The 25,991-nt window shown below is 43.2% G+C and carries 14 protein-coding genes; 12 read left to right on the top strand and 2 right to left on the bottom strand.

The window, feature by feature from the left end:
- Positions 1-105: 105 nt before the first annotated feature.
- A complete protein-coding gene (locus tag KXD93_RS17955; RefSeq protein ID WP_258138709.1) occupies positions 106-3,681 on the top strand; it encodes a VCBS repeat-containing protein in 3,576 nt (1,191 codons plus the stop codon).
- Between the two features lie 95 nt (positions 3,682-3,776).
- On the opposite strand, the gene KXD93_RS17960 is transcribed toward KXD93_RS17955, so the two are convergent.
- Positions 3,777-6,119 carry a glycoside hydrolase family 95 protein gene (locus KXD93_RS17960; protein WP_258138710.1) on the bottom strand — a complete coding sequence of 781 codons (2,343 nt, stop codon included), beginning with the start codon at positions 6,117-6,119 and terminating at the stop codon, positions 3,777-3,779.
- Positions 6,120-6,232: 113 nt separating this feature from the next.
- Complete coding sequence (locus KXD93_RS17965; RefSeq protein ID WP_258138711.1) at positions 6,233-7,135, bottom strand: AraC family transcriptional regulator; 903 nt, start codon at positions 7,133-7,135, stop codon at positions 6,233-6,235.
- A 375-nt stretch (positions 7,136-7,510) separates the two neighbouring features.
- Here KXD93_RS17965 and KXD93_RS17970 point away from each other — a divergent pair, with 375 nt between their 5' ends.
- The 11 genes from KXD93_RS17970 (at position 7,511) to KXD93_RS18020 (ending at position 25,976) form a co-directional block, all read left to right on the top strand.
- On the top strand, positions 7,511-8,314 hold the full coding sequence (locus KXD93_RS17970) for an SDR family NAD(P)-dependent oxidoreductase (RefSeq protein WP_258138712.1): 804 nt from the start codon (positions 7,511-7,513) through the stop codon (positions 8,312-8,314).
- On the top strand, positions 8,311-9,540 hold the full coding sequence (locus KXD93_RS17975) for an enolase C-terminal domain-like protein (protein WP_258138713.1): 1,230 nt from the start codon (positions 8,311-8,313) through the stop codon (positions 9,538-9,540). The genes KXD93_RS17970 and KXD93_RS17975 overlap by 4 nt, the downstream gene beginning before the upstream one ends.
- An 18-nt stretch (positions 9,541-9,558) precedes the next feature.
- Entirely contained in the window at positions 9,559-11,202 is a 1,644-nt protein-coding gene (locus KXD93_RS17980; protein ID WP_258138714.1) for a sodium:solute symporter, read from the top strand.
- The gene (locus KXD93_RS17985) at positions 11,189-11,626 is read left to right on the top strand and encodes an L-rhamnose mutarotase (RefSeq protein WP_258138715.1); all 438 of its coding nucleotides are present in this window, start codon (positions 11,189-11,191) and stop codon (positions 11,624-11,626) included. Before KXD93_RS17980 ends, KXD93_RS17985 begins: the two co-directional genes overlap by 14 nt.
- Before the next feature lie 599 nt (positions 11,627-12,225).
- A complete protein-coding gene (locus KXD93_RS17990) occupies positions 12,226-15,522 on the top strand; it encodes a SusC/RagA family TonB-linked outer membrane protein (protein WP_258138716.1) in 3,297 nt (1,098 codons plus the stop codon).
- Between the two features lie 29 nt (positions 15,523-15,551).
- Positions 15,552-17,456 carry a RagB/SusD family nutrient uptake outer membrane protein gene (locus KXD93_RS17995; RefSeq protein ID WP_258138717.1) on the top strand — a complete coding sequence of 635 codons (1,905 nt, stop codon included), beginning with the start codon at positions 15,552-15,554 and terminating at the stop codon, positions 17,454-17,456.
- Positions 17,457-17,497: 41 nt separating this feature from the next.
- Positions 17,498-18,742, top strand: a complete 1,245-nt coding sequence (locus KXD93_RS18000) for a DUF5000 domain-containing lipoprotein (RefSeq protein ID WP_258138718.1) — start codon at positions 17,498-17,500, stop codon at positions 18,740-18,742.
- 27 nt (positions 18,743-18,769) lie between these two features.
- The gene (locus KXD93_RS18005; protein WP_258138719.1) at positions 18,770-20,014 is read left to right on the top strand and encodes a DUF4998 domain-containing protein; all 1,245 of its coding nucleotides are present in this window, start codon (positions 18,770-18,772) and stop codon (positions 20,012-20,014) included.
- Positions 20,015-20,371: 357 nt separating this feature from the next.
- The gene (locus KXD93_RS18010; protein ID WP_258138720.1) at positions 20,372-22,330 is read left to right on the top strand and encodes an SGNH/GDSL hydrolase family protein; all 1,959 of its coding nucleotides are present in this window, start codon (positions 20,372-20,374) and stop codon (positions 22,328-22,330) included.
- Positions 22,331-22,334: 4 nt separating this feature from the next.
- Positions 22,335-23,636, top strand: coding sequence for an alpha-L-fucosidase (locus KXD93_RS18015; RefSeq protein WP_258138721.1), 1,302 nt, complete (start codon positions 22,335-22,337; stop codon positions 23,634-23,636).
- A 12-nt stretch (positions 23,637-23,648) separates the two neighbouring features.
- On the top strand, positions 23,649-25,976 hold the full coding sequence (locus tag KXD93_RS18020; protein WP_258138722.1) for a glycoside hydrolase family 95 protein: 2,328 nt from the start codon (positions 23,649-23,651) through the stop codon (positions 25,974-25,976).
- The last annotated feature ends 15 nt before the right edge of the window (positions 25,977-25,991 follow it).

The following is a 25,991-nucleotide window of genomic DNA, read 5'->3' on the forward strand; positions in this document are numbered from 1 at the left end:
ATCTTCAAATCCCGATTGAGCTATAGCTTCCAAAAAAGTTCAATTTATTTGCATTAATAGTAAACAAATCAATATATTAACAGATTGATTCAAACCTGAAAACCAATGAGATTTTTTTACCATTTTTTTTTATTGTTATTTCTTCTGACCACTTTCGCGTGTAAAAAACCGGCTTTATTCCAACAGATTTCCTCCTCTCATTCAGGAATCCATTTTAATAATAAAATAACAGAGAACGATAGTATAAACCCATTGGATGTGGTGAACGTTTATAACGGTGGCGGCGTTGGAGTGGGCGACTTTAATAACGATGGGCTACAGGATTTATATTTCACCGGGAACATGGTTGCCAATCGCTTATATTTAAACAGGGGCGATTTTAAGTTTGAAGACATCACCGATAAAGCTGGTGTTGGGGGCATGGGCAGATGGGGCCGCGGGGTTTCGGTTGTGGATATCAACAATGATGGCTTAATGGATATATACGTTTGTAATACCATTTATGCCGATTCGAACCGTCGCCGCAATTTGCTGTATATTAACCAGGGAATAGACAAGGACGGAATTCCCCATTTTAAGGAGATGGCGAAGGAGTATGGGCTTGATATTCACGTCCAGTCAACCATGGCAGCTTTTTTTGATTATGATAATGATGGGAACCTTGATATGTATCTCACCGTCAACGAAGCAAGCGAAAGCTATTACCCCAATTTGTTCGGGCCCGCATCATCGAAGGCCCCGCGCCAAAGCTTGGGCAGGTTATTCCATAACGAATGGAGCGACAGCTTGAAACATCCTGTTTTTCGGGACGTTTCCGACAAAGCAGGTGTTAATATACATGGTTTAGGGCATGCTGCTACTATTGTTGATATTAACCGCGACGGTTGGAAGGATATTTATGTTTCAAACGATTTTTTATCGGCTAACCTACTTTATATAAATAATCACGACGGCACTTTTACCAATAAATCGAGCGAGTATTTTAAGCATACTTCATTTAACGCAATGGGCCAGGACGTTATCGATATAAATAACGACGGACTTGCTGATGTTTTTGAGCTCGATATGAATCCAGAGGATAACTACCGTAAAAAAATGATGCTGGGAGCTGCAAATTATACAGCCATACAAAATTTTACGTATTATGGCTTTCAATATCAATACGTTCGTAACACGCTGCAATTAAACCAGGGACCGAGGGTTTTACAAAACGATACCATTGGCAGTCCCGCTTTTAGCGAGATTGGATTTATGAGCGGTATTGCCCAAACTGACTGGAGCTGGACGCCCCTGATAACGGATTTTAATAACGATGGCCTGAGGGATGTTATCGTAACTAACGGTTTTCCAAAGGATGTATCTGACCATGATTTTGTTGCTTACCGGCAAAATGCTTATATAACGGTACCTAAAAAACAGATGCTGGAGCAAATACCATCGGTAAAGATCCACAATTATGCTTTCCAAAATAAAGGCGACCTGACTTTTAAGGACGAATCAACCGACTGGGGGTTATCATTGCCAACCTTTTCAAACGGGGCGGTTTATGTCGATCTGAATAACGATGGGGCCATGGATATGGTAATTAATAACATTGATGATGAAGCCCTTATTTACAAAAACACATCCCGCGAAAAGGATACTGTAAATACCAACTACATCCAGGTAAAGTTTAAGGGTGACGCTCACAACTTAAACGGACTGGGCGCCTGGGCTGATATTTACTACGACCATAACAAACATCAGGTCGCCGAAAATAACCCTTACAGGGGCTACTTGTCATCAAATCAAAATACTGCTCACTTTGGCCTGGGTAAAATCAGGCAGCTTGATTCGGTGGTTATTCGCTGGTATAATGGAAAAAAGCAGGTTTTACAGAGTGTAAAGACGAACCAGGTGCTTACCGCGGATATTGCAAATGCAAAGGAACCGTATACATGGGCCGCTCCAAAAGTTGCTGACAAAACCCTGTTTAAGGAAGTAACAGGTGAAAGAGGGGTTAAGTATACCCACGCTGAGTATGATTTTGTTGACTTTAACATTCAGAAAATATTGACTCATAAGCTCTCTGATTACGGCCCGGCAATGGCCGTTGGGGACGTTGACGGCAATGGTCTTGACGATATTGTAGTTGGTGGCAATTCCTATTCCCAGGCACAAGTATTCCTGCAGCAGGCAAACGGTAAATTTATTCAACGGGGCCTTACGAAAGTTCCAGATAACACCAATCAGACAACAACTGATGAAGGCCTGTTGTTGTTTGATGCCAATGGCGATGGTAAATTAGACCTGTATATAACCAGCGGGGGATATAGTAACTCGCCAGGCAATAAAGCGTACCAGGACAGGCTGTATCTGAACGACGGAAAGGGCAACTTTACCTTGTCGCCAGATGCTTTGCCAATAAATTATGTCAGCAAAATGTGTGTACGTGCCTTTGATTATAATAAGGACGGCAAACCAGATCTCTTTGTATCGGGTAGGGTTGAACCCTGGAGATATCCCAAACCGGTATCAAGTTGCATATTGCGCAACGACAGCAAGAATGGCGTAGTAAAATTTACAGATGTGACCAACGAAGTTGCTCCGGCTTTGAAAAATATCGGCCTGGTTTGCGACGCTCTTTTTACAGATTATGATAACGATGGCTGGCCGGATTTGATATTGGCCGGCGAATGGATGCCTGTTACCTTCTTAAAGAATGACCATGGAGTGTTTAAGAACGCCACACAAGCTTCAGGTTTGGCTAACAGAACCGGCTGGTGGAACACCATTGTAGCAGGCGACTTCAGGCACAATGGCAGGATGGATTACATTGTGGGTAACGTTGGCTTAAATACTTTGTATAAGGCAAGCGAGCAATATCCGGTTTATATCACTGCCAAGGATTTTGAAAAGAACGGAAGTTATAATGCCATCACTTCCATCTTTTTGCCCGATGTGAACGGAGAGAAAAAAGAATTTCCGGCAATGGGCAGAGAGGATATTTTGAAGGAAATGATCAGCCGGAGAAAAATGTTTACCAATTATAAGTCATATGCACTTGCCACTATGGATGAAGTTTTAACCCCGGAGGAGCGCAAGGGAGCACTAAGATTAAACGTAAATACTTCTGCATCCTGCTATTTACGTAATGATGGCAATGGAAAGTTTGCCATGATCGAGCTGCCTAAGCAGGCCCAGGTGTCGGCCCTAAGCGGAATGGTGGTTGATGATTTTGACGGAGATGGTAACCTTGATGTAATGATGAACGGTAATGACTTTGGTACGGAAGTGGGTACAGGACGTTATGACGCGCTCAACGGGTTAATGTTAAAAGGGGATGGCAAGGGTAACTTCGCACCGCAAAGTATACTTCAAAGTGGTATTTATATACCCGGGAATGGTAAGGCCCTGGTTAAGTTGCAGAGCAATACGGGCAAATATATGATGGCTGCGAGCCAAAACCGCGGCGCCCTGAAAATATTTGAATTAAAAAGAGGTGTGCAAAATATAAAGCTTCAGCCTGATGACCAAAGCGCTGTTATTACTTACAATAATGGCGTAAAGCAAAAGCAGGAGTTTTATTATGGATCTTCGTTTTTATCGCAATCAGGCAGGTTTTTAACGGTGAATAAGGACGTCAAAACGATTGAGATAACCAATACAGGAGGTAAAACCAGGGCCATAGCCTTAAAATAGCGGGATGTGAAGTCTTAAAAGAGCAGTATCGGCAAATAGCCCGGATACTGCTCTTTTTGTTTTATTTGGATGACACTGGATACTGCAGAAATTCACTATACTCTGGTTGCCATAACATTCTTAACAACGCCGTTTACTTTTATTTTCACCATTCGCGGTATTGCGGAAGCTATCTTGTAATAGGTGATCCTGCCATCCTTCCATTTAAAATCTATTGTAAAATTACCCCGCGCTTTAAGTCCTCTTACCTCGCCAGATGCTTTCCATTTATCTGGTATCGCTGGCAGGAGGTCGATAAAGCCGGCATGGCTTTGTACCAGCATTTCGGCTAAGGCTGCTGTTGCGCCAAAGTTACCGTCTATCTGGAACGGCGGACCAGCCGAAAGCAGATCCGGATAAATTCCGCCGCCATCGCCATAATTCATAAATGTGGCCAGCGTGGGTGTAATAAGCTGATTGAACAACTTATATGCCCGGTTACCGTCATGCAGGCGCGCCCACCAAAGCATTTTATAAGCTATTGAAAAGCTTGGTCCATCGTCGCCGCGCGCTTCCAAAGTCTTTTTGCAGGCTTCGGCCAAATCAGGCGTATGTTCAGGTGTGATCAGGTTGGCCGGGTATAAACCATACAGGTGCGAAATACAGCGATGGTGCGGTTCAAGCTCTTTGTAGTCTTCCATCCACTCCATCAAACGGCCATCTTTTGCAATCCTGCCGGGAGGCGGAAGTCTTTTTAATTTTTCCTCCAGTGTTTTTCTCAGTGCAGCATCCCTGCCTAATACTTTGGTTGCAGTGATCACATTGTTGAACAGTTCCCGTATAATTTGGTTATCGATGGTGGGGCCTATACAAATACTTGCGTGTTTGCCGCTTCCATCCGGGAGGTAAAATCCATTTTCAGGAGAGGAGGATGGTGCGGTTACCAGCCAGCCTGTCTTCGGATCATCTATCAGCATAGAACTGTAAAACTTTGCCGAGCCTACCAGCACAGGGTAAATATCTGCCAAATACTTCCTGTCGTTCGTAAAATCATAGTGCTGCCATAAATTATCGCACAACCAGCCCGATCCCACTTTGCAAATACCCCATGACGCTGATTCGCCAGGCTCTGTAAAACCCCAAACGTTGGTTATTACGTGGGCCACCCAGCCATCGGCATTATAGTAAGCCTTTGCTGTTCGCTCGCCGCTTCTTACCATACCCTTAACTAATTCTGCCAGCGGCAGGTTCAATTCCGAAAGATTGGAAACTTCTACAGGCCAATGATTCATCTGCACGTTTATGTCCAGGTGATAATCTCCTGTCCACGGGGTGCTGATCTGGTTTGCCCACAGTCCCTGTAAATTTGGCGGGAGTAAACCAACACGGGTGCTGCAAATACTTAAGTAGCGGCCAAATTGATAAAATAGCACTGGCAGTCCGTTATCTGTTGCGGGATCGGCATGGAAGTTTTTAAGCCTTTGGTCGGTTGGCAATCCAATATCAGTTCCGCCCAGATCAATGCTTACGCGGTTAAATAATTTTTGAAACTTTGTAACATGCTGTTGCTTTTGCAGCTTATAAGGCTTTTTTATCGCGGCAGCCAGAATTCTTGCTGCCCTCTCTTTATAGTCTGGATTTTCGAAACTCGTTGCGGCAGAAATATAAATTATAGCTTCGGTAGCATCCTTAATTTGCAATGAATTGCCGGTAGTATTAAGGCTGCCGCCTTTTAACTGCACTTTAACGCCGGACAGGTATTGCATCCCTTTGCCATCTATCCCATTATCAAGCTGGCCAAACATTTGCAGCTCATCATTCGTAACTGTAGTTGTGAATCGCTCGGGCCGGTTTAGTGAGATGTTAAAGTTTAATGCCCCAGCTTTATCTGCTGATATCTTAATGATATCAATATCGTCGCCAAAACTGGTAAAATATTCCTTTTTATAGGTAACACCATTAACCAGATAGCTGGAAGTAGCCGTGGCTGTGCTTAGGGAAAGTTCACGTTTGTAGTCATTGAATTTTACATTATTGCTGTCGACGCCCTTGTAGCTAAACTTTAGCACCATGTTGCCCAACGTTTGGTAGCAGCCATAATTTACGCCCGCCGAACCTTTGCCCGTACAAACAAAATCCCTATCGATGATATCCTGGACTTCATCATTTTTACCCTCGAGCAACAATTTTCTGATCTCGGGCAGTCGTTTGTAAGCCTGGTAGTTATTGGCATCCTGTGGTGCGCCCGACCACAATGTAATATCATTTAAAACGATATTCTCCTTTGTTACACCTCCGTCCGGCATCATGCCCAGCCGGCCATTTCCCAGTGGTAAGGTTTCCTCCCATTGTGAAGCAGGTTTATCATACCATAATCTCAATTGTGTTTGGGCATGTGTAATTGTCGGGAAAACAATATAGCAAAGCAGGAGTATCCTTTTCGGTAATGTTCTTATCATGGAAATTGTATAATTAGCAAATTATCCGAATAAAAGTATAGGCAAACCTGACCTTACGAAATAGACAAAACTTTTAATTAGATGGATAATTGAAGCTAATTAAACCAAAAGCATTAACCGGTATTTTTTGCAGATAGCCTGTATTGTTCCGGCGAGGTACCAATATATTTTTTAAAGATGCGAGAAAAGTAATAAGGGTCATCATAGCCAAGATCGAAGGCAACCTCCTTTATTTTGGCGCCCTTAGCATATAGCAATTGGCAGGCGCGCTGCATTTTTAGGTGAATGAAATAATCTATCGGCGGCATCCCGGTCGCTTTTCTAAAAAGATTGGAAAAATGTGATACCGACAATTTGTGCCTGCAGGCCATATCCTCAACGGTAAGCTTTTTACCCAGGTTATTGCGCATGTTTAATACAGTTTGCGTAATAATATCGCCCTGGTCATCCTTTTCCTTGGCAATATGCCGTTCGGGAAATAAAAAGGTGGCAAGTAAATAATACAGGCAAAAATTTGCGCTGCAAAGATTTTCCACGCTGTAGCCCATTTCCAGGGTTTGATAAATGTTGTGCCAGGTTTCAATTCCCTTTTCATTAAACGGCACTTGTACCGGGCTCCTGGTTATGGTTAAGTTAAGCGATTTATTAAAGCTGTCGATAACGTCCCCAGTAAAATGTACCCAGTAAATGGTCCAGGGATCGTCAATATCAGACCAATACCGCATGTATTTATCGGTGGCCGGTATTAAGATAAACTGGTTTGAATGTACCTCAAAGCGTTTGTTATCTAAGATATAATGTCCTATTCCCTGCAGGCAATAAATAAAAATATTATCCTCGCAGCCCTTCCTCCGTTCCCGGTAATGCCCTGCGGCTTTCGGAAAATAGCCAATTTGAGTAACATACACCGGGAACAAAACCGGATCACGCTCTCTTGCATCCTTCCATACTTTTTGGGGAATACTTATCAATTTTTCTCCCTCAAAGCCATCACGTCTTCTAAAGCTGGTACTCATGAAATAAAATAGGCGCTATAATGGAATATTCCATTATAAAATTGGTTTACAATATTTAGCGCTATTATAGATAAAACATTTGGCAAATACAATCATTTATTTCCCTTGCTGTTACTGCTTTATGTTTTTGTTGCTTTAAATGCTTTAGTATAGCTATTAATCGGATTGTCCATTAAAATAAATGTTTAACCTATTATAGCAAGCGCTGGCTGTAGTTACTTTTGGATTGATCGTTAACCAATTTTGACCTTACTCATTTAGTTGAGGGTATTCGTATTCCTGTTTAGCCGTGTTTAATGCATTTTCGTTAATGTTACTTATATCCTGTTAAATTTTAATCGATGCCGGTAAGCAATATCCTATTATAACATTAACATGCTATTAAAAAACAAGATAATTTTTTTAACCGGTGGTACCGAGGGTATTGGCTTTGAATGTGCCAAGGCATATCACAATGCCGGTGCGAGCCTCAGTATCATCTCCAATTCCGAAGGCAGCATCAGTGAGGCTGTTGATCGCCTTTCGGCGGATAATATAATCTATTTAAAAGCCGACGTTTCGGATGCAGATGAAATAAAGAATGCTATTGCCGATACCATAAACAAATTTGGTAAAATAGATGTGATCCATAACAATGCAGGGATCTCAAACCCCTCAAAAACCACTGATGAAACCACTGAGGAGGAATGGGATCGTCTTTTCGAGGTGAATGTAAAGGGGGTTTATAACACCACCAGGTTTGGCATTGCCGAATTAAAGAGAACGAAAGGTAATATTTTAAATACAGGCAGCCTTGTGGGAGACATAGGGCAGGAAATCCATGCGGCATACAGCGCTACAAAGGGCGCCATAAACACCTTAACAAAATCAATGGCCCTTGACTACGCCCAATTTGGCATCAGGGTTAACGCGGTTGCACCTGCCGGCGTATGGACCCCCATGCTGCGAACCTGGAGCAAACAGCAGCCGGATGCATCTGTAATTGAGCACTACTTAGATGAGATTCATGCATTGGGCTATTGCCCCGAAGGAGACGTAGTGGCTGATGCTTGTTTGTTTTTAATATCAAACCAGGCAAGGTTCATTACCGGCTGCATTTTACCGGTATCCGGCGGTGCCGAATTAGGCTATCGTAGGTCAGTAAATCAAATTGTACAGGAAAACCAGGCTGAAGGATGATAAAAAGTATTAAAATAGAAGATAGGCGTTATGCACTTGACGGAAGCGCCGGCAGCGATGCCATACACCGCGACCCAATATATTCATATGCGGTTACCAGTTTGGTTGACGATAGCGGAGTAACCGGAACCGGCCTCGCATTTACATTAGGCGAGGGCAACGATCTTGTTTGTAAGGCAGCCCAATATTATGCCGCCAAACTGGTGGGCCGGGATATTGAGGAGACGATGGCCAATTTTGGCGAGTTGTTTAAACAGCTTTCAAACGACCAGCAATTCAGGTGGCTTGGGCCGCATAAGGGCGTGGTGCACCTGGCCCTTGCCTCTGTTACCAATGCTTGTTATGACCTTTGGGCGAAAAAGAGAGGAGTGCCACTATGGAAATTGCTTATAGACCTGTCGCCGGCGGAAATTGTAGCTACGCTCGACCTTTCGTATCTGGAGGATGAATTGACGCAGCAACAAGCCATTGAACTGCTGAAGGGGCAGGAATCAACACAAATGTCGCGGGAAGCGATCCTGCAATCAGGTTACCCGGGATATGATACTTCAATTGGCTGGTTCAATTATTCTGATGAAAAGGTGCGTGAAAATTGCAAAAAGGCCGTAGCTGAGGGCTTTACAGCAATGAAGCTAAAGGTGGGCTCAACCGACCCCGAAAGGGATATTCGACGCGCACATATTGTGCGCGAGGTAGCAGGCGATAATGTAAAGGTGATGCTTGATGCCAATCAGCAATGGAATCTGCCGCAGGCAATTTCAATTTGTAACAAATTGAAGGGCATGAATCCCTACTGGATAGAGGAACCCACCCATCCGGATGATGTACTCGCTCATAAAACTCTCGCCGATGCCATTGCACCGGTTAAGTTAGCGCTGGGTGAGCATGTGCCGAATAAGATAATCTTTAAAAACTATTTGCAAACAGGCGCCGCATCGTTTATACAGGTTGATGCAGTTAGGGTAGGCGGGGTAAGCGAATTTATTACCGTAAGCTTGCTATGCAAAAAATATGGAGTGCCCGTTGTGCCGCATGTGGGAGATATGGGGCAATTGCATCAGCATCTGGTGTTGTTCAATCACATTGCTATGGGGCACGAGGCCCTGTTTTTAGAACATATTCCGCACCTGCAAAAGTATTTTGAAAACCCGGTACAGATTGTTAATGGTGTTTATAAAACCCCGCAACAGCCCGGCAGCAGCTGCGATTTGATAGCTTTGAATTGATAACCGGAAAAATTTTCAATGTTAAAATCACTCGACTTAAATATCAGTATTATATATATCCTTACGATCCTCGCTATTGGTTTGTGGGTGGGCATTAGGCATCGCCGTAAAAGCAAAGCAAATGCTGCCGGCGAGTACTTTTTGGCGGGTAAATCGTTAAAGTGGCCGGCTATCGGCTTGGCGCTTTTTGCGACCAATATTTCTACCGTGCACCTGGTGAGCCTTGCCCAAAGCGGGTTTGACAGTGGCCTCCTAAAGGGGAATTTTGAGTGGATGGCAGCTTTTACGCTTGTGTTGCTGGCATTATTCTTTGTGCCTTTCTATATTAAGTCCGGCATTACCACACTGCCTGATTTTTTAGAGAAACGTTATGATCGCTCCAGCCGCGACTGGCTTACCATCATTTCTGTTATATCTGCCGTAATAATTCATATCGCTTTTTCAATGCTGGCGGGCGGTATCGTATTGAAAACGTTGTTCGGCCTCAATATGTATGTCAGCGTGATCATCATTTGTATTATAACGGCGATTTATACTATTGTCGGCGGGTTAAAAGCCGTAGTTGTAACAGAATCTATTCAAACTGTAGTCCTGCTTTCCGGAGCGATACTTATTACCTACGCCGCGTTTAACAGGATGGGCGGCTGGCAGCCAATGGTAGAGGTATTGAAGAGCCATCATGAATTAAACAAACTTTCGATGTTACGCCCGCGCGGTGACAGCAGCGGATTGCCATGGTACGCAGTGTTTTTGGGGTATCCTGTTTTGGGCATCTGGTACTGGTGTGCTGATCAGACCATTGTGCAGCGGGTACTTGGCGCCAAGGACGAAAACAATGCGCGGATAGGACCGTTGTTTTGTGGTTTTATAAAAATTTTACCAGTATTCATTTTTGTTTTACCGGGACTATTCGCTTACGCATTGGCGAAAACAGGACACCTTGACATTAGCGGCCTTGGATTGGATGATAAAGGACAGGTGAACTCAAAGGGAATATATACGCTTATGATCACCCAGCTTTTACCGTCGGGATTGATTGGTGTTTTGGTTGCAGCCCTTTTGTCGGGCTTAATGAGCCAGGTTTCGGGTGCGCTTAATTCCATCTCCACGCTGGTCAGTTATGACATGTATAAACGCTATCGGCCGCTTGCCTCCGATCGGCAGCTCGTATTGACCGGTAGAATATCGGCGGGCGTTGCACTGGTCTTTTCGCTTGGCTTACTGCCTTTGTTAAATAAATACGAAAGCATATTTGACGGACTTAATGATATTATCGCCCATATTTCTCCGCCTATAACGTGCGTGTTTTTGCTGGGTGTGTTTTGGAAAGGGGCATCTGCAATGTCGGCAAAACTCACTTTGTGGTTTGGTTCTGCCTTAGGCGTACTGGTGTTTGTGATCGGTAAGCTTTACCCGGATAGTATTATTGGCCAGGTGCCCTTTATGATGATGGCCTTCTATTTGTTCAGTATATGCGTGGCAATACAAATATTTTTCTCGGCATTATACCCGGTACAACATACTGCTGAGAGTTCAAAACTTTATTGGAGATCCGTATGGGAACCGCTGCAGGGGGTGGCCTGGAAGGGAATTGGTAATTATAAAACATTATCGGTATTACTATTACTAATAATAGGAGCATTGTATTATGTTTTCAGATAGCAAACAACGTGTAATAAGGTACATTTTTGCCTTGTTGCTTACTTGCTTTTTGTTTATATCTTTTGAGCGGAGCTATAACGTTCATGTAAAACGTTTTGCATCAATAACCGGTTTAAAGGCTGAAAAATTGGTGTATTATAAAAAGCTGCATGCACACGCCTGGCCTGCGGTTTTAAGAAGGATTAAGGATTGCAATATCAGTAACTACTCCATTTACCTAAAAAAAATACAGGATAGGTATTACCTCTTCAGCTATTTTGAATATACCGGAACCGATTTTAAGGCGGATATGAAAAAGATGGCTGATGACCCTACTACCCAGCGATGGTGGAAGGAAACTGATCCCTGTCAACAGCCTTTACCGGAGGCGGCCGCTAACGGGAAAGTCTGGGCCGATATGGAGGAAGTTTTTCATACTGAATAAAAAATTGTTCTCAAATATGGGGCCTACACACGTTGCAAAATTTTCACCGGGTATTTCGCAGACTTTAATGTGTGTTATTGTTATTTGGTAGTATAATCCATTAAATATATGCCAGTCGGGATCGTGTTAAAGATTTTTAAGTAGAATATCTGTTTTATTGTATTTTATACAAGTAATAATATTGTTGCATGTAGTGGAATTATCCATCTAATTTAAAGATTTATCCATTTTAATAATACCTTACGGGTAATAGTTTTACTAAACCAATTAACCAGGATTTAAAACTTAATTTATGCAAAAAATTTACTTACATCGTTAACTAAAGCTTGTAAAAGTGTTTAACTGTCACAAGTACATATGAACACTAATAATTTCGGGCGCAGCATTTTAGCAGCAGACCAATCCCGAAACCACAGGTTGTAATTAAACGCACTTCGTAAATAACACCAATTATATGCAGTTATAAAACTGTGTACACGGCCTCTTTTGCCTTTATTATAGTTTAAGTTTTTTGGTAAAACCAGTGTAACTGAAGAAAACTATTGTGCGTTTTTACGCGCATCGCCAATATAAAACCAATAATAAACCACTATAATAATATGAAACAATTTTACAATTTTATTAACCGCCTGTGGGGAATAAAACTGGTGCTAAAGGCCTCGGCTTGTTTGCTTTTCGCGACGCTGTTGCTAAGCATTACAGCAACAAAAGCCAGGGCGCAGGAACTAAAGATCTCAGGTACGGTGACCGACTCCGCCGGTGCAAAGATCCAGGGTGCCAACATTGCTGCCGTTGGAAACAAAAAGCTTCACACGGTTACTGATGCATTAGGAAAATTTACTTTAAGTGCACCCGATGGCACTGAATTGGAAGTATCCTTTGTGGGTTACATTACAAGAAAGATAACGGTCTCGGCGGATAAGCTTTTTTATAACGTTATCCTCGTTAGTTCAAGTACTGAAACCGCTGAAGTGGTTGTTACGGCCTACGGTAGAAAGCAACGTAAGGAAGCCGTAGTAGGTTCTGTTACTACCGTTGTTCCGGCTGATCTGAAAATTCCTGCAAGTAACCTTACCAATGCGCTTGCAGGGCAGGTTGCGGGTGTTATTGCTTACCAGCCCAGCGGGCAGCCGGGCCAGGATAACGCGCAATTCTTTATCCGGGGTGTAACCACGTTTGGTTACAACAAGAGCCCGTTGATTTTGATCGATAACGTTGAGCTATCGGCGAATGACCTGGCACGATTGCAGGTTGATGACATTGCCAGCTTTTCCATATTAAAAGATGCAAGTGCTACCGCCCTTTACGGAGCGCGTGGTGCAAATGGAGTTATATTAGTAACCACCAAGGAGGGCAAAATAGGGAAGGCTACTATTAATTTCAGGTATGAGAATTCCATCTCGCAGTCAGCACAAACACTGCAACTTGCCGATCCTATTACTTACATGAAATTATTTAATGAGGCAACAACTACAAGAGATCCGCTTGCCCAGCCAGCCTTTACACCAAACCAGATCATAAATGCGCAAGCAACTGTTGATCACGCGCCGGGTAGCAATCCGTACGTTTATCCGGCGGTTGACTGGCTTAAGATGTTATTTAAAAAGTCAACCCTTACACAAAGGGCAGATATGAGTGTTAGCGGCGGTAGCGAACTGGCAAAATATTATGTTTCCGGCTCATACAGCATTGATCATGGTATTCTTAGAGAAGACATCGCCAACAATAATAACAACAACGTTAACTTCAGGAACTACCAGCTTCGCTCAAACGTTAATATCAACCTAACGAAAACAACAGAACTGATTGTTCGCCTGGAAGGTATGTTTAACGAGTACAATGGCCCACTTACCTCTGATGCATCGTTTCAAACCGATCTTTATAATATAGCGGTACATACCAGCCCGGTGTTATTTCCTGCGTATTTCCCTGCTGATTCAGCGAACCGTAATACCAAGCATATTTTATTCGGTAACGTTGGCGGCAATAACAGTATCCAATATAACAATCCTTATGCTGCGCTATTAAGAGGACATAAAAACTATAACGAATCGAGGTTATCTGCACAGTTGGAACTTAACCAGAATTTAAATTTCATAACAGATGGCCTTTCCTTCCACGGATTGTTTCATACCAACAGGTATTCCTATTTTCAGTCGCAGGAGGGTTATTCACCGTTTTACTATAACGTAGAGAATTACGATAAGGCAACAAACCAATACACGCTGCAATGGTTAAATCCGCAGCCTACGGGCAATAATGTTGCAACTGAATATTTATCTTACTATCGTGATCCATATACCGATAGCCAGAATACGTATGTGTTTTTCCAGGGAGTTTTGGATTATAGCAAGCGGTTGGGTAAAAATCATAATATAAGCAGTTCGTTAATTGCTACCCAGCAGCAAACTATTTATTCGGATGCGTACAATCCTATTACTAAGGACCATAACAGTTTACAGTATTCATTGCCATACCGTAACATAACGGTAGCAGGCCGCGCAACTTATTCGTTCAAAAGTCGCTATTTTTTAGAATTCAACTTCGGGTATAACGGAACAGAACGTTTTTCGGCAGATCACCGCTTTGGTTTCTTCCCTACGCTTGGTGCATCATGGATAATCTCCGACGAGAAATTCTGGGGCCAGGGATTATATGACATTATATCACGCTTAAAACTGCGTGCGAGCTACGGTACTGTGGGTAATGATAATATCGGGAACCAGCGTTTCTTCTACCTTTCGGATGTTAACCTGAGTGGTGGAAACCCAGCAACTTTTGGTACCAACAATGGCTATACCCGTAACGGTGTTTACATTAACAACTATGCCAACCCAAATATTACGTGGGAAACTTCACGCCAGGCAAACATCGGCCTTGAGTTTACTGTGCTGAAAAATTTAAATGTGGTTGCTGAAATTTACAAATACCACAGGTATAATATTTTACAAACGCGTTCTTCGCTGCCTGCTACAATGGGGCTTGAAGCAATTGACCCCAATACCGGTCTGCCAAATGTTACTGCAAACATAGGTACTGCTGACTCAAAAGGTATAGATCTGCAAATGGATTATAAACAAGTATTCAGCAAAAACTTTTGGATGCAGGGCCGCGGTAACTTTACTTATGCAACAAGTACTTATGGTAACTTTGAACAGCCGCAATACAAAGAGGCCTATCGTTATGAATCTGGTCAGCCTATTAACCGCCAATACGGTTACATTGCCGAACGTTTGTTTGTGGATGATAACGAAGCCCGTAACTCGCCTTCACAAATCTTTTCAGCTAATGGCATCCCGCCAATGGGAGGTGATATTAAATACCGCGATTTAAATGGCGACGGTAAGATTGATGGTGCGGACGAAACCTTTATTGGTTACCCAACTGTTCCTGAAATTGTTTATGGATATGGTATTTCAGCCGGCTACAAGAACCTTGATATCTCTGCATTCTTCCAGGGTCAAACAAGGGTATCATTTTTTATTGATCCAAGCAGGGTTAGCCCGTTCATCCAAAGCCCTGACCCGTACATTTATGGTAACACACAATTGCTAAAGGCTTTTGCAGACGACCATTGGTCTGAAGATAACCAGAACTTATATGCTCAATATCCAAGGCTGGGTGTTACTGGTAACCAAATAGAAAATAACCGCCAGAACAGTACGTATTGGATGCGCGATGGCAGTTTCTTACGCCTTAAATCTGTTGAAATTGGATACACACTACCGGTATCGCTTACCAAAAAAATAAACGTTACCAAGTGCCGCATTTATTTTAACGGCTTAAACCTGTATACCTGGGCGCCATTTAAATTATGGGATCCGGAATTGGGGGGTAATGGATTTGCATATCCTATCCAAAAAGTGTTTAACGTGGGCATAAATGTATCCTTATAGGAATGTTTATAATGATAAATAAGAGAATTATGAAAAAATATTATAAAAGTTTATTGCTGGTAGCGCTGCTTGTTTGCGGTGCATCATGTAAAAAATACCTGAATGTTGTACCTGATAATACAGGCACGCTTGATTATGCATTCAGAAACCGTAACGAGGCAGAAAACTATCTTTTCACCTGCTATGCTACTTTGCAGCAGCTGTATGACCCAACCGCAAATGCCGGGTTTACAACTTCGTCAGAGATAATCTATCCTAATGACTTAACCAACCACCCGATTATGGAAACCGGGTTTGCACTTATCCGCGGCACTCAAAACAGTGCCAATGTAGGGCTTAATTTCTGGGATGGAGAAAACGGTGGACAGGCGGTTTGGCGGTCTATCCGCAGGTGTAACATTATGCTGGAGAACATTGATAAGCCGGTTGATTTAACCCAGGCAGAAAAACAACGCTGGATTGCCGAGGTGAAATTCCTGAAGGCATATTACCACTATTACCTGGTACGTTTGTACGGTCCGATCCCTATCATTAAAACCAATTTAGATATTACAGCAACTACCGAGCAAGTGCGTATAGCAAGATCGCCGGTTGACTCAGTGTTTAGTTACATAACCCAATTGTTGGATGAGGCAGCACCAAACTTACCACCGGTAATTACTAACCAGGCGCAGGAGTTAGGTCGTATAACATCAGTTATCGCGCTTTCGGTTAAAGCAGAAGTATTAGCTACCGAAGCAAGCCCTTTGTTTAACGGAAATCCTGATTTTGCCGGTGTTAAGAACAAAAATGGTACGCCACTTTTTTCATCTGCCTACGACGCAACAAAATGGCAAAAGGCAGCAGACGCGTGCAAGGCTGCTATTGACGCATCAACGAGTGCGGGGTTAAAACTATACAAGTTTAATTCTGCGGCTATAAGTGTTCCTGATTCTTTAACTAAAGTTTTAACTGCACAAAATGCGGTAACCGAAAAATGGGATCAAAACCCGGAATTGATATGGGCTTTAAACCCAACATTTCCCTGCCAGGGCTATGCTACACCAAGGATGACCCCAAAATCAGCGGTGAATATCTTTTCTAATCCATCTACATTTGCTGTACCTATTTCAACGGCCGAACTTTTTTATACTGATAAAGGTGTGCCTTTGAATGAAGATAACACATTCGATTACGCAGGCAGGCTTAACCTGCAGGTTGGAGATAATGCGAGCCGTTTTTATATTCAGCCTGGTTATACAACCATAAAGGAGCATTTTAACCGGGAGGCAAGATTTTATGCCAACATCGCATTTGATGGAGGAATCTGGTTTGGCAATGGTAAAACTACTACCGCCGACATGTATCACGTTGAGGCCCGGGGAAACGCTTCGCTTGCCGGCCCCAAGGATTTGAATACATTGAACATCACCGGCTATTGGCCTAAAAAGCTGGCCAGCTATCTTTCTGTTTACGATGATGGTTTTGTATCAAACGATTTTCATCTGCCTTTAATGCGGTTGGCTGGATTATACCTGTTATATGCTGAGGCATTGAATGAAGTGAACGGCCCAACCCCGGATGCATTTAAGTATATTGATTTAGTACGCGACAGGGCAGGACTTAAAGGTGTACAGGAAGCATGGACAACCTACTCAAAGAATCCATCGAAATTTTCAACTAAAGATGGTTTAAGGACAATTATTCACCAGGAACGCAGAATTGAGCTTTGTTTTGAGGCACAAAGTGGCTGGGATTTACGGAGGTGGAAGGAACTACAAAGCGTATTAAGCAGCCCATTACAGGGATGGAATATTTATGAATCTGAAGCTGGTAACTATTATCACCCGCGTACGGTGTTGATCCCTGTTTTTGGCCTTCAAAATTACTTATGGCCAATTAAGGATAATGATATAATTGTGGACAATAACCTGGTACAGAACCCCTACTGGTAGCAGTACTTAAACCCGATTAGTAAATTAAAAAATTGAAAGTGATGATAAAGATGAAAAAATATTCAAGGCAGCTGTTACCGTTGTTAACGGTATTGCTGGTAGCCCTGTTAGGCTTAGGCTCTTGTAAAAAGAACGAAGGGTACACAGCGCCGGTGTCAAACGACAAAACTAAGCCAGGCGTAGTAACTGACATAAAGGTTAAAAACCTGAACGGAGCAGCGTATATAACTTATACGCTGCCGAATTCACAGAACCTTTTATACGTGTTGGCAAGATACAATATCAACGGAAAAACCGTTCGTGAAACCAAGTCAAGTTATTACACGGATACCGTTTTGGTTGACGGGTTTGCTAAGAGCCAGGATTACACGGTTACATTATGGTCGGTTAGCCGTGCAAACATTCAGTCGGATCCTGTCAGCGTAACGGTACACCCGGATACGCCGTATTATCTGCTGGTAAAACCAACGGTTAAACTTGCAGCAGATTTTGGCGGAGTAAATATAAAGGCGATAAACAGGGGGAAAACACCTGTAGGCGTTATACTGATAAGCCTCGATGTCTCCACCCACGGCCTGGAAATAGTGGATCAACATTACACAAGTACGGATACCATTAATTATACCATACGCGGCTTTTCACCAACGCCACGCCAGGTTGGTGTTTACATTACCGACAAGTACGGTAATATATCAGACACAACATTGGCGGTGGTAACGCCAATATTTGAAACGCTGCTTGACAAAACCAAGTTCTCAATATACAAATTACCAACTGACAGCCCTACGGCGTATGGGTGGGAAGTACCTTATTTATGGGACAACAAAACGGATGGCTATTCAAACGGCTGGCATACGGCTCCCGGCGGGCCTGCTCCTATACAATGTACTTTCAGCATGGGCGTATCGGCACAATTGAGCCGGTTTATTATGTGGGAAAGGCCTGATCAATATGCTTATGCACATGGTAACCCTAAAGATTTTTCGATATGGGGCTCAAATAAGCCGGCTCCGCAGGATGCGTTGTTACCGCAATCGGCACCTGTTGGAACTGTGGTTGGCGACTGGGTAAATATAGGCAACTATCATTATCCTGATCCGCCGTCCGGCTTAACACCCGGCTTCACCAATGCTGCTGATGCAGCCTTTGTGTCAGCAGGGGTGAATTTTGATATCCCGCCAGGTGCGCCGGTGGTAAAATATTTCCGCTTATTGGTTCATACCACGTGGTCGAACGGTGATTTTGCCCACGTAATGGAATTCTCTATTTATGGTAACCCGCAGTAATAATTATTACTGCCTAAATAAAAATATATGAAATTAGTTTTCAAAATATCAATGGTACTGGTGCTGTTTGCAGTAGTTACCGGTTGTGTAAAAAGGGATACGCAGTTTAAGGATTTTTTAAATAACAAGGAATTGATATACCCGGGCATAGGAACAAATCCGCATTCGAGCCCAGGTAATTTACGGGTTCAATTAATGTTTAACCCGAGCCCGGATCCAAGTATCACCAAATACGTGATCTATTGGAACAACAAGGCCGATTCATTGACCTACACTTCAACAAACCATAACCCGTCCGATACATTAAAGGTGATCGTTCCGAATCTTAATGAATATTCTTATTCGTTCACAGTTTACTCGTATGATGCACAAGGCAATAGATCTATTCCGCTTAATATCAATAATGTTAAGATCTTTGGTCCGAATTACCAGTCAGGGCTTGTTAACCGGGCCTATAAGGTAGCAAATCCATATACAGTGGATGCCAACGGAAATGTAACCCTGAATTTTTACAAGATAGATACTGCAAGTGAGTCATTCAGCTTTGCTCATAACACTTCGACAACCATAAGGTATACGAACAGAGCGGGGCAAGCCACTCAAAAATACCTATTCAGGGATAGCAGTATAACCATAACTGATTTTAAAGGCGGGTCTACATTAGATTACAGATCAACCTATGTGCCGGTTATAGGAGCCATTGATACTTTTAATGTTGCTACTTACACTATTTTCCCGCAGATTTTTGGATATGCTGCTTGTAATAAATCCCTTTTTGCCAAGGTGAAATTACCTTATGATATGAACCCTTACGAAGGTGATACCGACGAGGATAGATTATGGGATGGCAGCGTCGGTCCGCAGGGATACCCCAATATATTTCACAGTGATGGGGCACACCCGCTCCCACAAACATTAACCTTTGATATGGGCAAAGTTTATAATAGTGTAACCCAGATTGAAGAAACCGGCCGTAATTGCTGTCATAACCCCGACAACTTTGAGGTATGGGGTATAGCCGACATTACCAATGCCGCAACTAAACTACAGCCAAACGACCCGGGCTGGGCCGATGAAGCTATTGCAAAAGGATGGAAATTGCTTAAAACTGTTAAAAGATCAGATGATGGGCAGGCTGCGCTTAAAGTTAACCTGGATAATACCAGCACTCCGGTACGTTATGTACGGATTCGGATAATCCATAACGTCGATGGTGAAGGCAGCTACACCAATTTAAGCGAGATCACAATGTTTTATAACGTGCTTAACTAACAGACATACCTTTTCATAAACCGTTAAAACCGGTAAGTCATCTGCTTAGAATGATTTACCGGTTTTTGTTTATAATAAAAATTATTGCGGTATAACTAATTGATTTGTCCAGTGTTGAAGTTATAATTGCTGTATGCTTTAGAATTATGACTATTGTTATAATTTAATAATCCATCTTATTAAAAGGTTTATCCATTTTTGGATGCATTGCAAGCCTATATATTTACCAATCTGATAACAAAACCAAATTATAATCAATTACCTGTTTCATATAATAAAACCGGGTTTTATAGCAACAACTGATTGATTTTGGTTAATTTGTTTATGGTGACGAACGCTGAATTATACCTGTATAAAGTGGTAACAAAATTTAATAGTTTTACTTTAATAATCATATTCATCCTGTTTTGTGCTGCTGTAAAAGGCCAGGATAAAAGCGGGCAGGTTTACTGGAAGGGCTTTAAAAGAACTAATTTTTCAATAGCCGGGCACCAGGCATATTATGTAACGCCGGCGCACGCTTTGTCCGGAAACCCATGGATATGGCGATCATCTTTCCCCGATTGGCATACGGATATGGATAGTATTTTACTGGCCAAAGGTTTTTATGTTGCCTATATCAATGTTGATGACCAGTACGGCAGCCCGCAATCATTACAAATTTGGGATCAGTTTTACAATTACCTTACTGCCAAAATGTTGTTCGCTCCAAAGGTTGCGCTTGAAGCGGTAAGTCGTGGTGCATTGTATGCCTATGGTTGGGCAAAGCGCAATCCAGACAAGGTTAGCTGCATTTACGCCGAAACCCCGGTTTGCGATATTAAAAGCTGGCCGGGTGGTAAGGGAAAAGGCCCGGGCGACACCGCTTTATGGCGACAACTTAAACAAGCGTATCACTTTACAGAGGCACAGGCCCTCGCATACAATGATAACCCGGTTGATAACCTAGAAGGCCTGGCATCATTCCGGGTGCCTGTTCTGCATGTAATAGGGTTGAATGATAAACTTGCCCCTATTGCCGAAAATAGCAACCTGTTTGCGCAACGTTATATTGCTGCGGGAGGGCCCATGAGTGTAAGCCCGGTAACTATTGGTCCACAGGAATTGCAGGGGCACCACTTTCCGATAGACAGGCCGGATTATTACGCAAAATTTATATACGATAACTCGTATCCAGTAAAGCAGCCCTTGCCATATAATAAATACTTTGAGACCGCGGGAGGTTTGCCGCGCTTTTATAATGCTGCAACCCTTCAAAAAAAGGCTACCGTAGCTTTTTTAGGGGGATCTATAACCTTCAACCCCGGCTGGCGGCAAAAGGTATGCAGGTATTTAAAGGAACGTTTCCCTGAAACTGATTTTCATTTTATCGCCGCCGGGATCCCATCATTAGGGAGCCTGCCTCATGCATTTAGACTACAAAGGGATGTGCTTGATTCCGGCAAAGTCGACCTATTGTTTGTTGAAGCGGCGGTGAATGACAGGGTAAATGGTACAGATAGTGTAACTCAACTGCTTGATCTGGAAGGTATTGTACGCCATGCCCGGAAAAGCAACCCTGCTATGGATGTAGTCTTCATGGCTTTTGCCGACCCGGATAAAACTGCTGATTACAATAAGGGAATAACGCCCGTCGAAATAAAAAATCACCAATTGGTTGCAGGGCATTATAATCTGCCATTTATCAACCTGGCCTTGGAAGTTAGGGACAAAATGAACAATAAGGAGTTTACCTGGAACGATGATTTTAAGGACCTGCACCCGGCAGTTTTTGGACAGGAACTATACTTCGCGACCATCAAAAGCTTATTGAATACCTGTTTTGGAGATGCCGGAATTGCCGGCAATAATTTGAAGTCGGGACTCCCTCATCCTTTAAATAAAGCAAACTTTGAGAACGGCAGCTACAGCAATATTGAAAATGCCCGACACGATAAGGATTGGACGATCACAAAGGATTGGACGCCGCAGGATGGCTTGCAAACCCGCGATGGCTTTGTACACGTGCCGGTACTGAGTGCAACCAAACCAGGCGCGGAACTCTCATTTTCGTTTAAGGGAAATGCCGTTGGGATAGCCGTTGTGTCAGGTGGAGATGCCGGGAGAATTTCCTTTTCAATAGATGGCGCCCCTTTTAAGGATCGTGACCTCTATACGCAGTGGAGCAGCTTTCTGCATTTACCCTGGTACTTACTGTTGGGGGATCATTTAGATAACAAGGCCCATACTTTAAAAATTAAGATCAGCCCTGATAAAAATAATGCAAGCAAGGGAAACGCCTGCCGGATAGTATACTTTCTAGTGAACAATAATTAAAATCGTGAAAAAAAGAATATTCCTGCTAATAATTACTGTGTTTACTGTCTGCGGTGCTATTGCGCAGCAAAGCACACCAACTTTCCTTAAAACACCCAAGGATAAGATTGACCAGTTTATGGACATGCGGTTTGGTATGTTCATTCATTTCGGCCCTGTAACCCTGCGCGGAACGGAGATAGGATGGAGCCGTAATCAGCAGGTTGCGCAGGACGATTACGATTCGCTTTACAAGGAGTTTAACCCAGCTTTGTTTAATGCTGATGCATGGGTAAAAGCAGCTAAGGATGCGGGGATGAAATACCTTACAATTACGGCAAAGCACCATGATGGTTTTTGCCTTTGGCCCACATCGTATTCCGGCTATAATATTTCAAATTCGCCTTTTAAACGGGATATAGTGGGCGAGTTGGCCAAAGCCTGCAAAAAGCAGGGGATAGTTTTCTGTATTTACTGTACCGTATTGGACTGGCATGACGCTGATTATCCCATCCATAATCCGAATGATAAAAAATTCAACGTAAAGGGTGACATGCGGGCTTTTGTGAACAGGATGAAAAATGAGCTGCATGAGTTGATTACAAATTATAAACCCACCATGCTTTGGTTTGACGGTTTTTGGGAAGAGCCATGGACAAAGGAATACGGGCAGGAAGTTTATCAGTATATAAAAACTGTCGATCCCAGTGTGGTTATTAATAACCGACTTGGTAAGGGTGACCCAACAAAATTTTCAGAGGGATCAGTAGGCGATTATTTGACACCGGAGCAGCAGATAGGCAAGCTGGATATGGTAAACCCGTGGGAAAGCTGTATTACCATTTGTAACCAATGGGCATGGAAGCCAAACGATAGCATGAAATCGTTAAAAGAATGCCTGCAAACGCTGGCTAAAACAGCCGGTGGAAACGGTAACTTGTTATTTAACGTTGGTCCAATGATGGATGGCCGTATGGAAGCCCGACAGGTAAAGAGATTGGCTGAAATAGGCAGCTGGCTAAAACAAAACGGAACCGCCATTTACAGTACAAAAGGCGGACCTTACAAGCCAAACGACAGTTACGCTACTACCCGAAAAGGCAATAAGATCTACATTGAGCTATTCAAAAAAGATGGTGCGATGCTAACATTGCCAGCCATACCCGGTATTAAAATAACCAAAGCGGGCTGGCTTAGTGGCAACGCATTAACCTTTACCCAAAATGATGGCATCAAAATAAACCTGCCTGATACACTGCCGGACGAAAATGTTTCGGTTATAGAATTGGACATCGACAAAAATGCTGAACTGATCCCGGTAATTTAAAACAACGCCGAAATGCTAAAGAAAAATCTTTTTATACTAGTTACCCTTTTTACTGCTACTGCCACTTTTGCGCAGCAACCCTTAAAACTTTGGTATGATAGGCCCGCACAGGTTTGGGAAGAAACATTGCCTTTAGGCAACGGCCATTTAGGTATGATGCCGGACGGAGGAGTAACCGCCGAGAAGGTGGTATTAAACGATATTACCTTATGGTCCGGCTCGCCGCAGGACGCCAATAATTATGAGGCTTACAAAAAGCTGCCCGAGATAAGGCAATTGCTGCTGGCCGGAAAAAACAGCGAGGCGCAGGCATTGATTGATAAGGATTTTATTTGTGTGGGAAAAGGATCAGGTGGCGTGCCGTTTGGGTGCTACCAGTTACTTGGCGATCTGAATTTGAAATACGATTACAAGGATGCTGGCAGCGATGTGAAGTTTACAGGCTACTACCGTGAATTATCATTGAATAATGCCATTGCCACCAGTAGTTTTACCGTTAATGGCGTAAACTATAAGCGTGAATACTTTACCAGCTTTGGTGATGACGTAAGTGTGATAAGGCTTAGCGCCGATAAGCCTGGAATGCTGAATTTTTCGCTTTCTTTAAGCAGGCCTGAACGGGGTGTTGTCTCAGTTATTGGTGACGAACTGAAACTGGCTGGTCAGTTGGATAATGGAACCGATGGGAAGGGTATGAAATATGAGGCAAAGCTTAAAACAAAGCTTACAGGTGGTTCACAGGTTATTGAGAACAATACATTAATAGTTAAGGACGCCACAGCGGCTACAATTTATATTTCTGCAGGAACAGATTTTAAAAACCCAGCTTATATCGCCGGTGTTGACGGTAAGCTTGCTGCCGCTATCAGCAAATCGTATGATCAACAAAAAGAGCAGCACACAACCAACTTTCAAAAGTTGTTCAACAGAGTAAAGATAAACTTAGGCGATAGTGAAGCTGCAAACGAACCAACCGATAAGCGGCTCATTTCATTCCACAATAACCCGGATGCAGATAAGGGTATGCCGGTGTTGTTTTATCAATTTGGGCGCTACCTGAGCATTTGCAGCACCCGTGTGGGCTTGTTGCCACCAAACCTGCAGGGTTTATGGGCCAATGAGGTGCACACGCCTTGGAACGGTGATTACCACCTCGATGTAAATGTGCAGATGAACCACTGGCCGCTGGAGGTATCAAACCTGTCGGAACTAAACCTGCCGTTGGTTAGTTTGGTAGAAGGGATGATAAAGCACGGCGAGAAAACAGCCATGGCTTACTATAACGCCGACGGTTGGATTGCACACGTGATCACCAATGTTTGGGGGTATACTGAGCCCGGTGAAAGCGCTTCATGGGGAATTACAAAAGCCGGCGCAGGCTGGCTATGCGATAATCTTTGGGAGCATTACGCCTTCACCAATGACAAAGCGTACTTAAAACGCATTTACCCGATATTAAAAGGGTCGGCGCAGTTTTATAACAGTATCCTGATCAAAGATCCGAAGACCGGGTACCAGGTTACCGCGCCTTCTTCATCACCCGAAAATAGTTTTTACCTGCCCGATGGTAAAACGGCCAGTATTTGCATGGGCGCTACTATTGATAACCAGATCATCCGCGAGCTGTTTAATAATGTGATCACCGCCTCAAAGGTTTTGGGGCTGGATGCTGCGTTCAGTAGTAAATTACAGGCAAAGCTTAAAGAACTTCCTCCACCGGGAAGAATCTCAAAGGATGGCAGGATTATGGAGTGGCTGGAAGATTACAAGGAAACAGAACCACAGCATAGGCATATTTCGCACCTGTACGGTTTGTACCCTGCATCGCTGATAACATCTGATGGTACGCCTGATTTGGCTGAAGCCGCAAAGAAAACATTAAACGTTAGGGGAGATGATGGTCCAAGCTGGTCTATAGCTTACAAATTGTTATTTTGGGCCAGGCTGCATGATGGCAACAGGGCTTATAAGCTGTTTAAGGAGATCATGAAGCCTACTTTGAAGACCGGGATAAACTACGGAGCTGGAGGCGGGATTTATCCGAACCTGTTATCTGCCGGGCCACCCTTCCAGATTGACGGAAATTTTGGCACTACCGCAGGCATCGCCGAAATGCTGATCCAAAGTAACCAGGGATACATTGAGTTTATTCCGTCGATTCCCGATGCATGGAAGGCAACCGGCGAGGCCAAAGGGTTAAAAGCGCGGGGCGGATTTACTGTTGATATGAAATGGGCAGATGGTAAAATTACCAACTACCGGGTTGCATCCGTTACCCCACATAAAGTAAAAATTAAAATTAACGGGGAAGTTAAGGATATTACATCTGTGAAATTATAGATATCTTAACCCCGC

It is taken from the genome of Mucilaginibacter phenanthrenivorans, from assembly GCF_024721155.1.
Lineage (GTDB): Bacteria > Bacteroidota > Bacteroidia > Sphingobacteriales > Sphingobacteriaceae > Mucilaginibacter > Mucilaginibacter phenanthrenivorans.

What these genes read in the sequence shown, in the direction of transcription:
- KXD93_RS17955 (WP_258138709.1), top strand. Translation starts at nt 106, where the DNA reads ATGAGATTTTTTTACCATTTTTTTTTATTGTTATTTCTTCTGACCACT.
- KXD93_RS17960 (WP_258138710.1), bottom strand. Translation starts at nt 6,119, where the DNA reads ATGATAAGAACATTACCGAAAAGGATACTCCTGCTTTGCTATATTGTT.
- KXD93_RS17965 (WP_258138711.1), bottom strand. Translation starts at nt 7,135, where the DNA reads ATGAGTACCAGCTTTAGAAGACGTGATGGCTTTGAGGGAGAAAAATTG.
- KXD93_RS17970 (WP_258138712.1), top strand. Translation starts at nt 7,511, where the DNA reads ATGCTATTAAAAAACAAGATAATTTTTTTAACCGGTGGTACCGAGGGT.
- KXD93_RS17975 (WP_258138713.1), top strand. Translation starts at nt 8,311, where the DNA reads ATGATAAAAAGTATTAAAATAGAAGATAGGCGTTATGCACTTGACGGA.
- KXD93_RS17980 (WP_258138714.1), top strand. Translation starts at nt 9,559, where the DNA reads ATGTTAAAATCACTCGACTTAAATATCAGTATTATATATATCCTTACG.
- KXD93_RS17985 (WP_258138715.1), top strand. Translation starts at nt 11,189, where the DNA reads ATGTTTTCAGATAGCAAACAACGTGTAATAAGGTACATTTTTGCCTTG.
- KXD93_RS17990 (WP_258138716.1), top strand. Translation starts at nt 12,226, where the DNA reads ATGAAACAATTTTACAATTTTATTAACCGCCTGTGGGGAATAAAACTG.
- KXD93_RS17995 (WP_258138717.1), top strand. Translation starts at nt 15,552, where the DNA reads ATGAAAAAATATTATAAAAGTTTATTGCTGGTAGCGCTGCTTGTTTGC.
- KXD93_RS18000 (WP_258138718.1), top strand. Translation starts at nt 17,498, where the DNA reads ATGATAAAGATGAAAAAATATTCAAGGCAGCTGTTACCGTTGTTAACG.
- KXD93_RS18005 (WP_258138719.1), top strand. Translation starts at nt 18,770, where the DNA reads ATGAAATTAGTTTTCAAAATATCAATGGTACTGGTGCTGTTTGCAGTA.
- KXD93_RS18020 (WP_258138722.1), top strand. Translation starts at nt 23,649, where the DNA reads ATGCTAAAGAAAAATCTTTTTATACTAGTTACCCTTTTTACTGCTACT.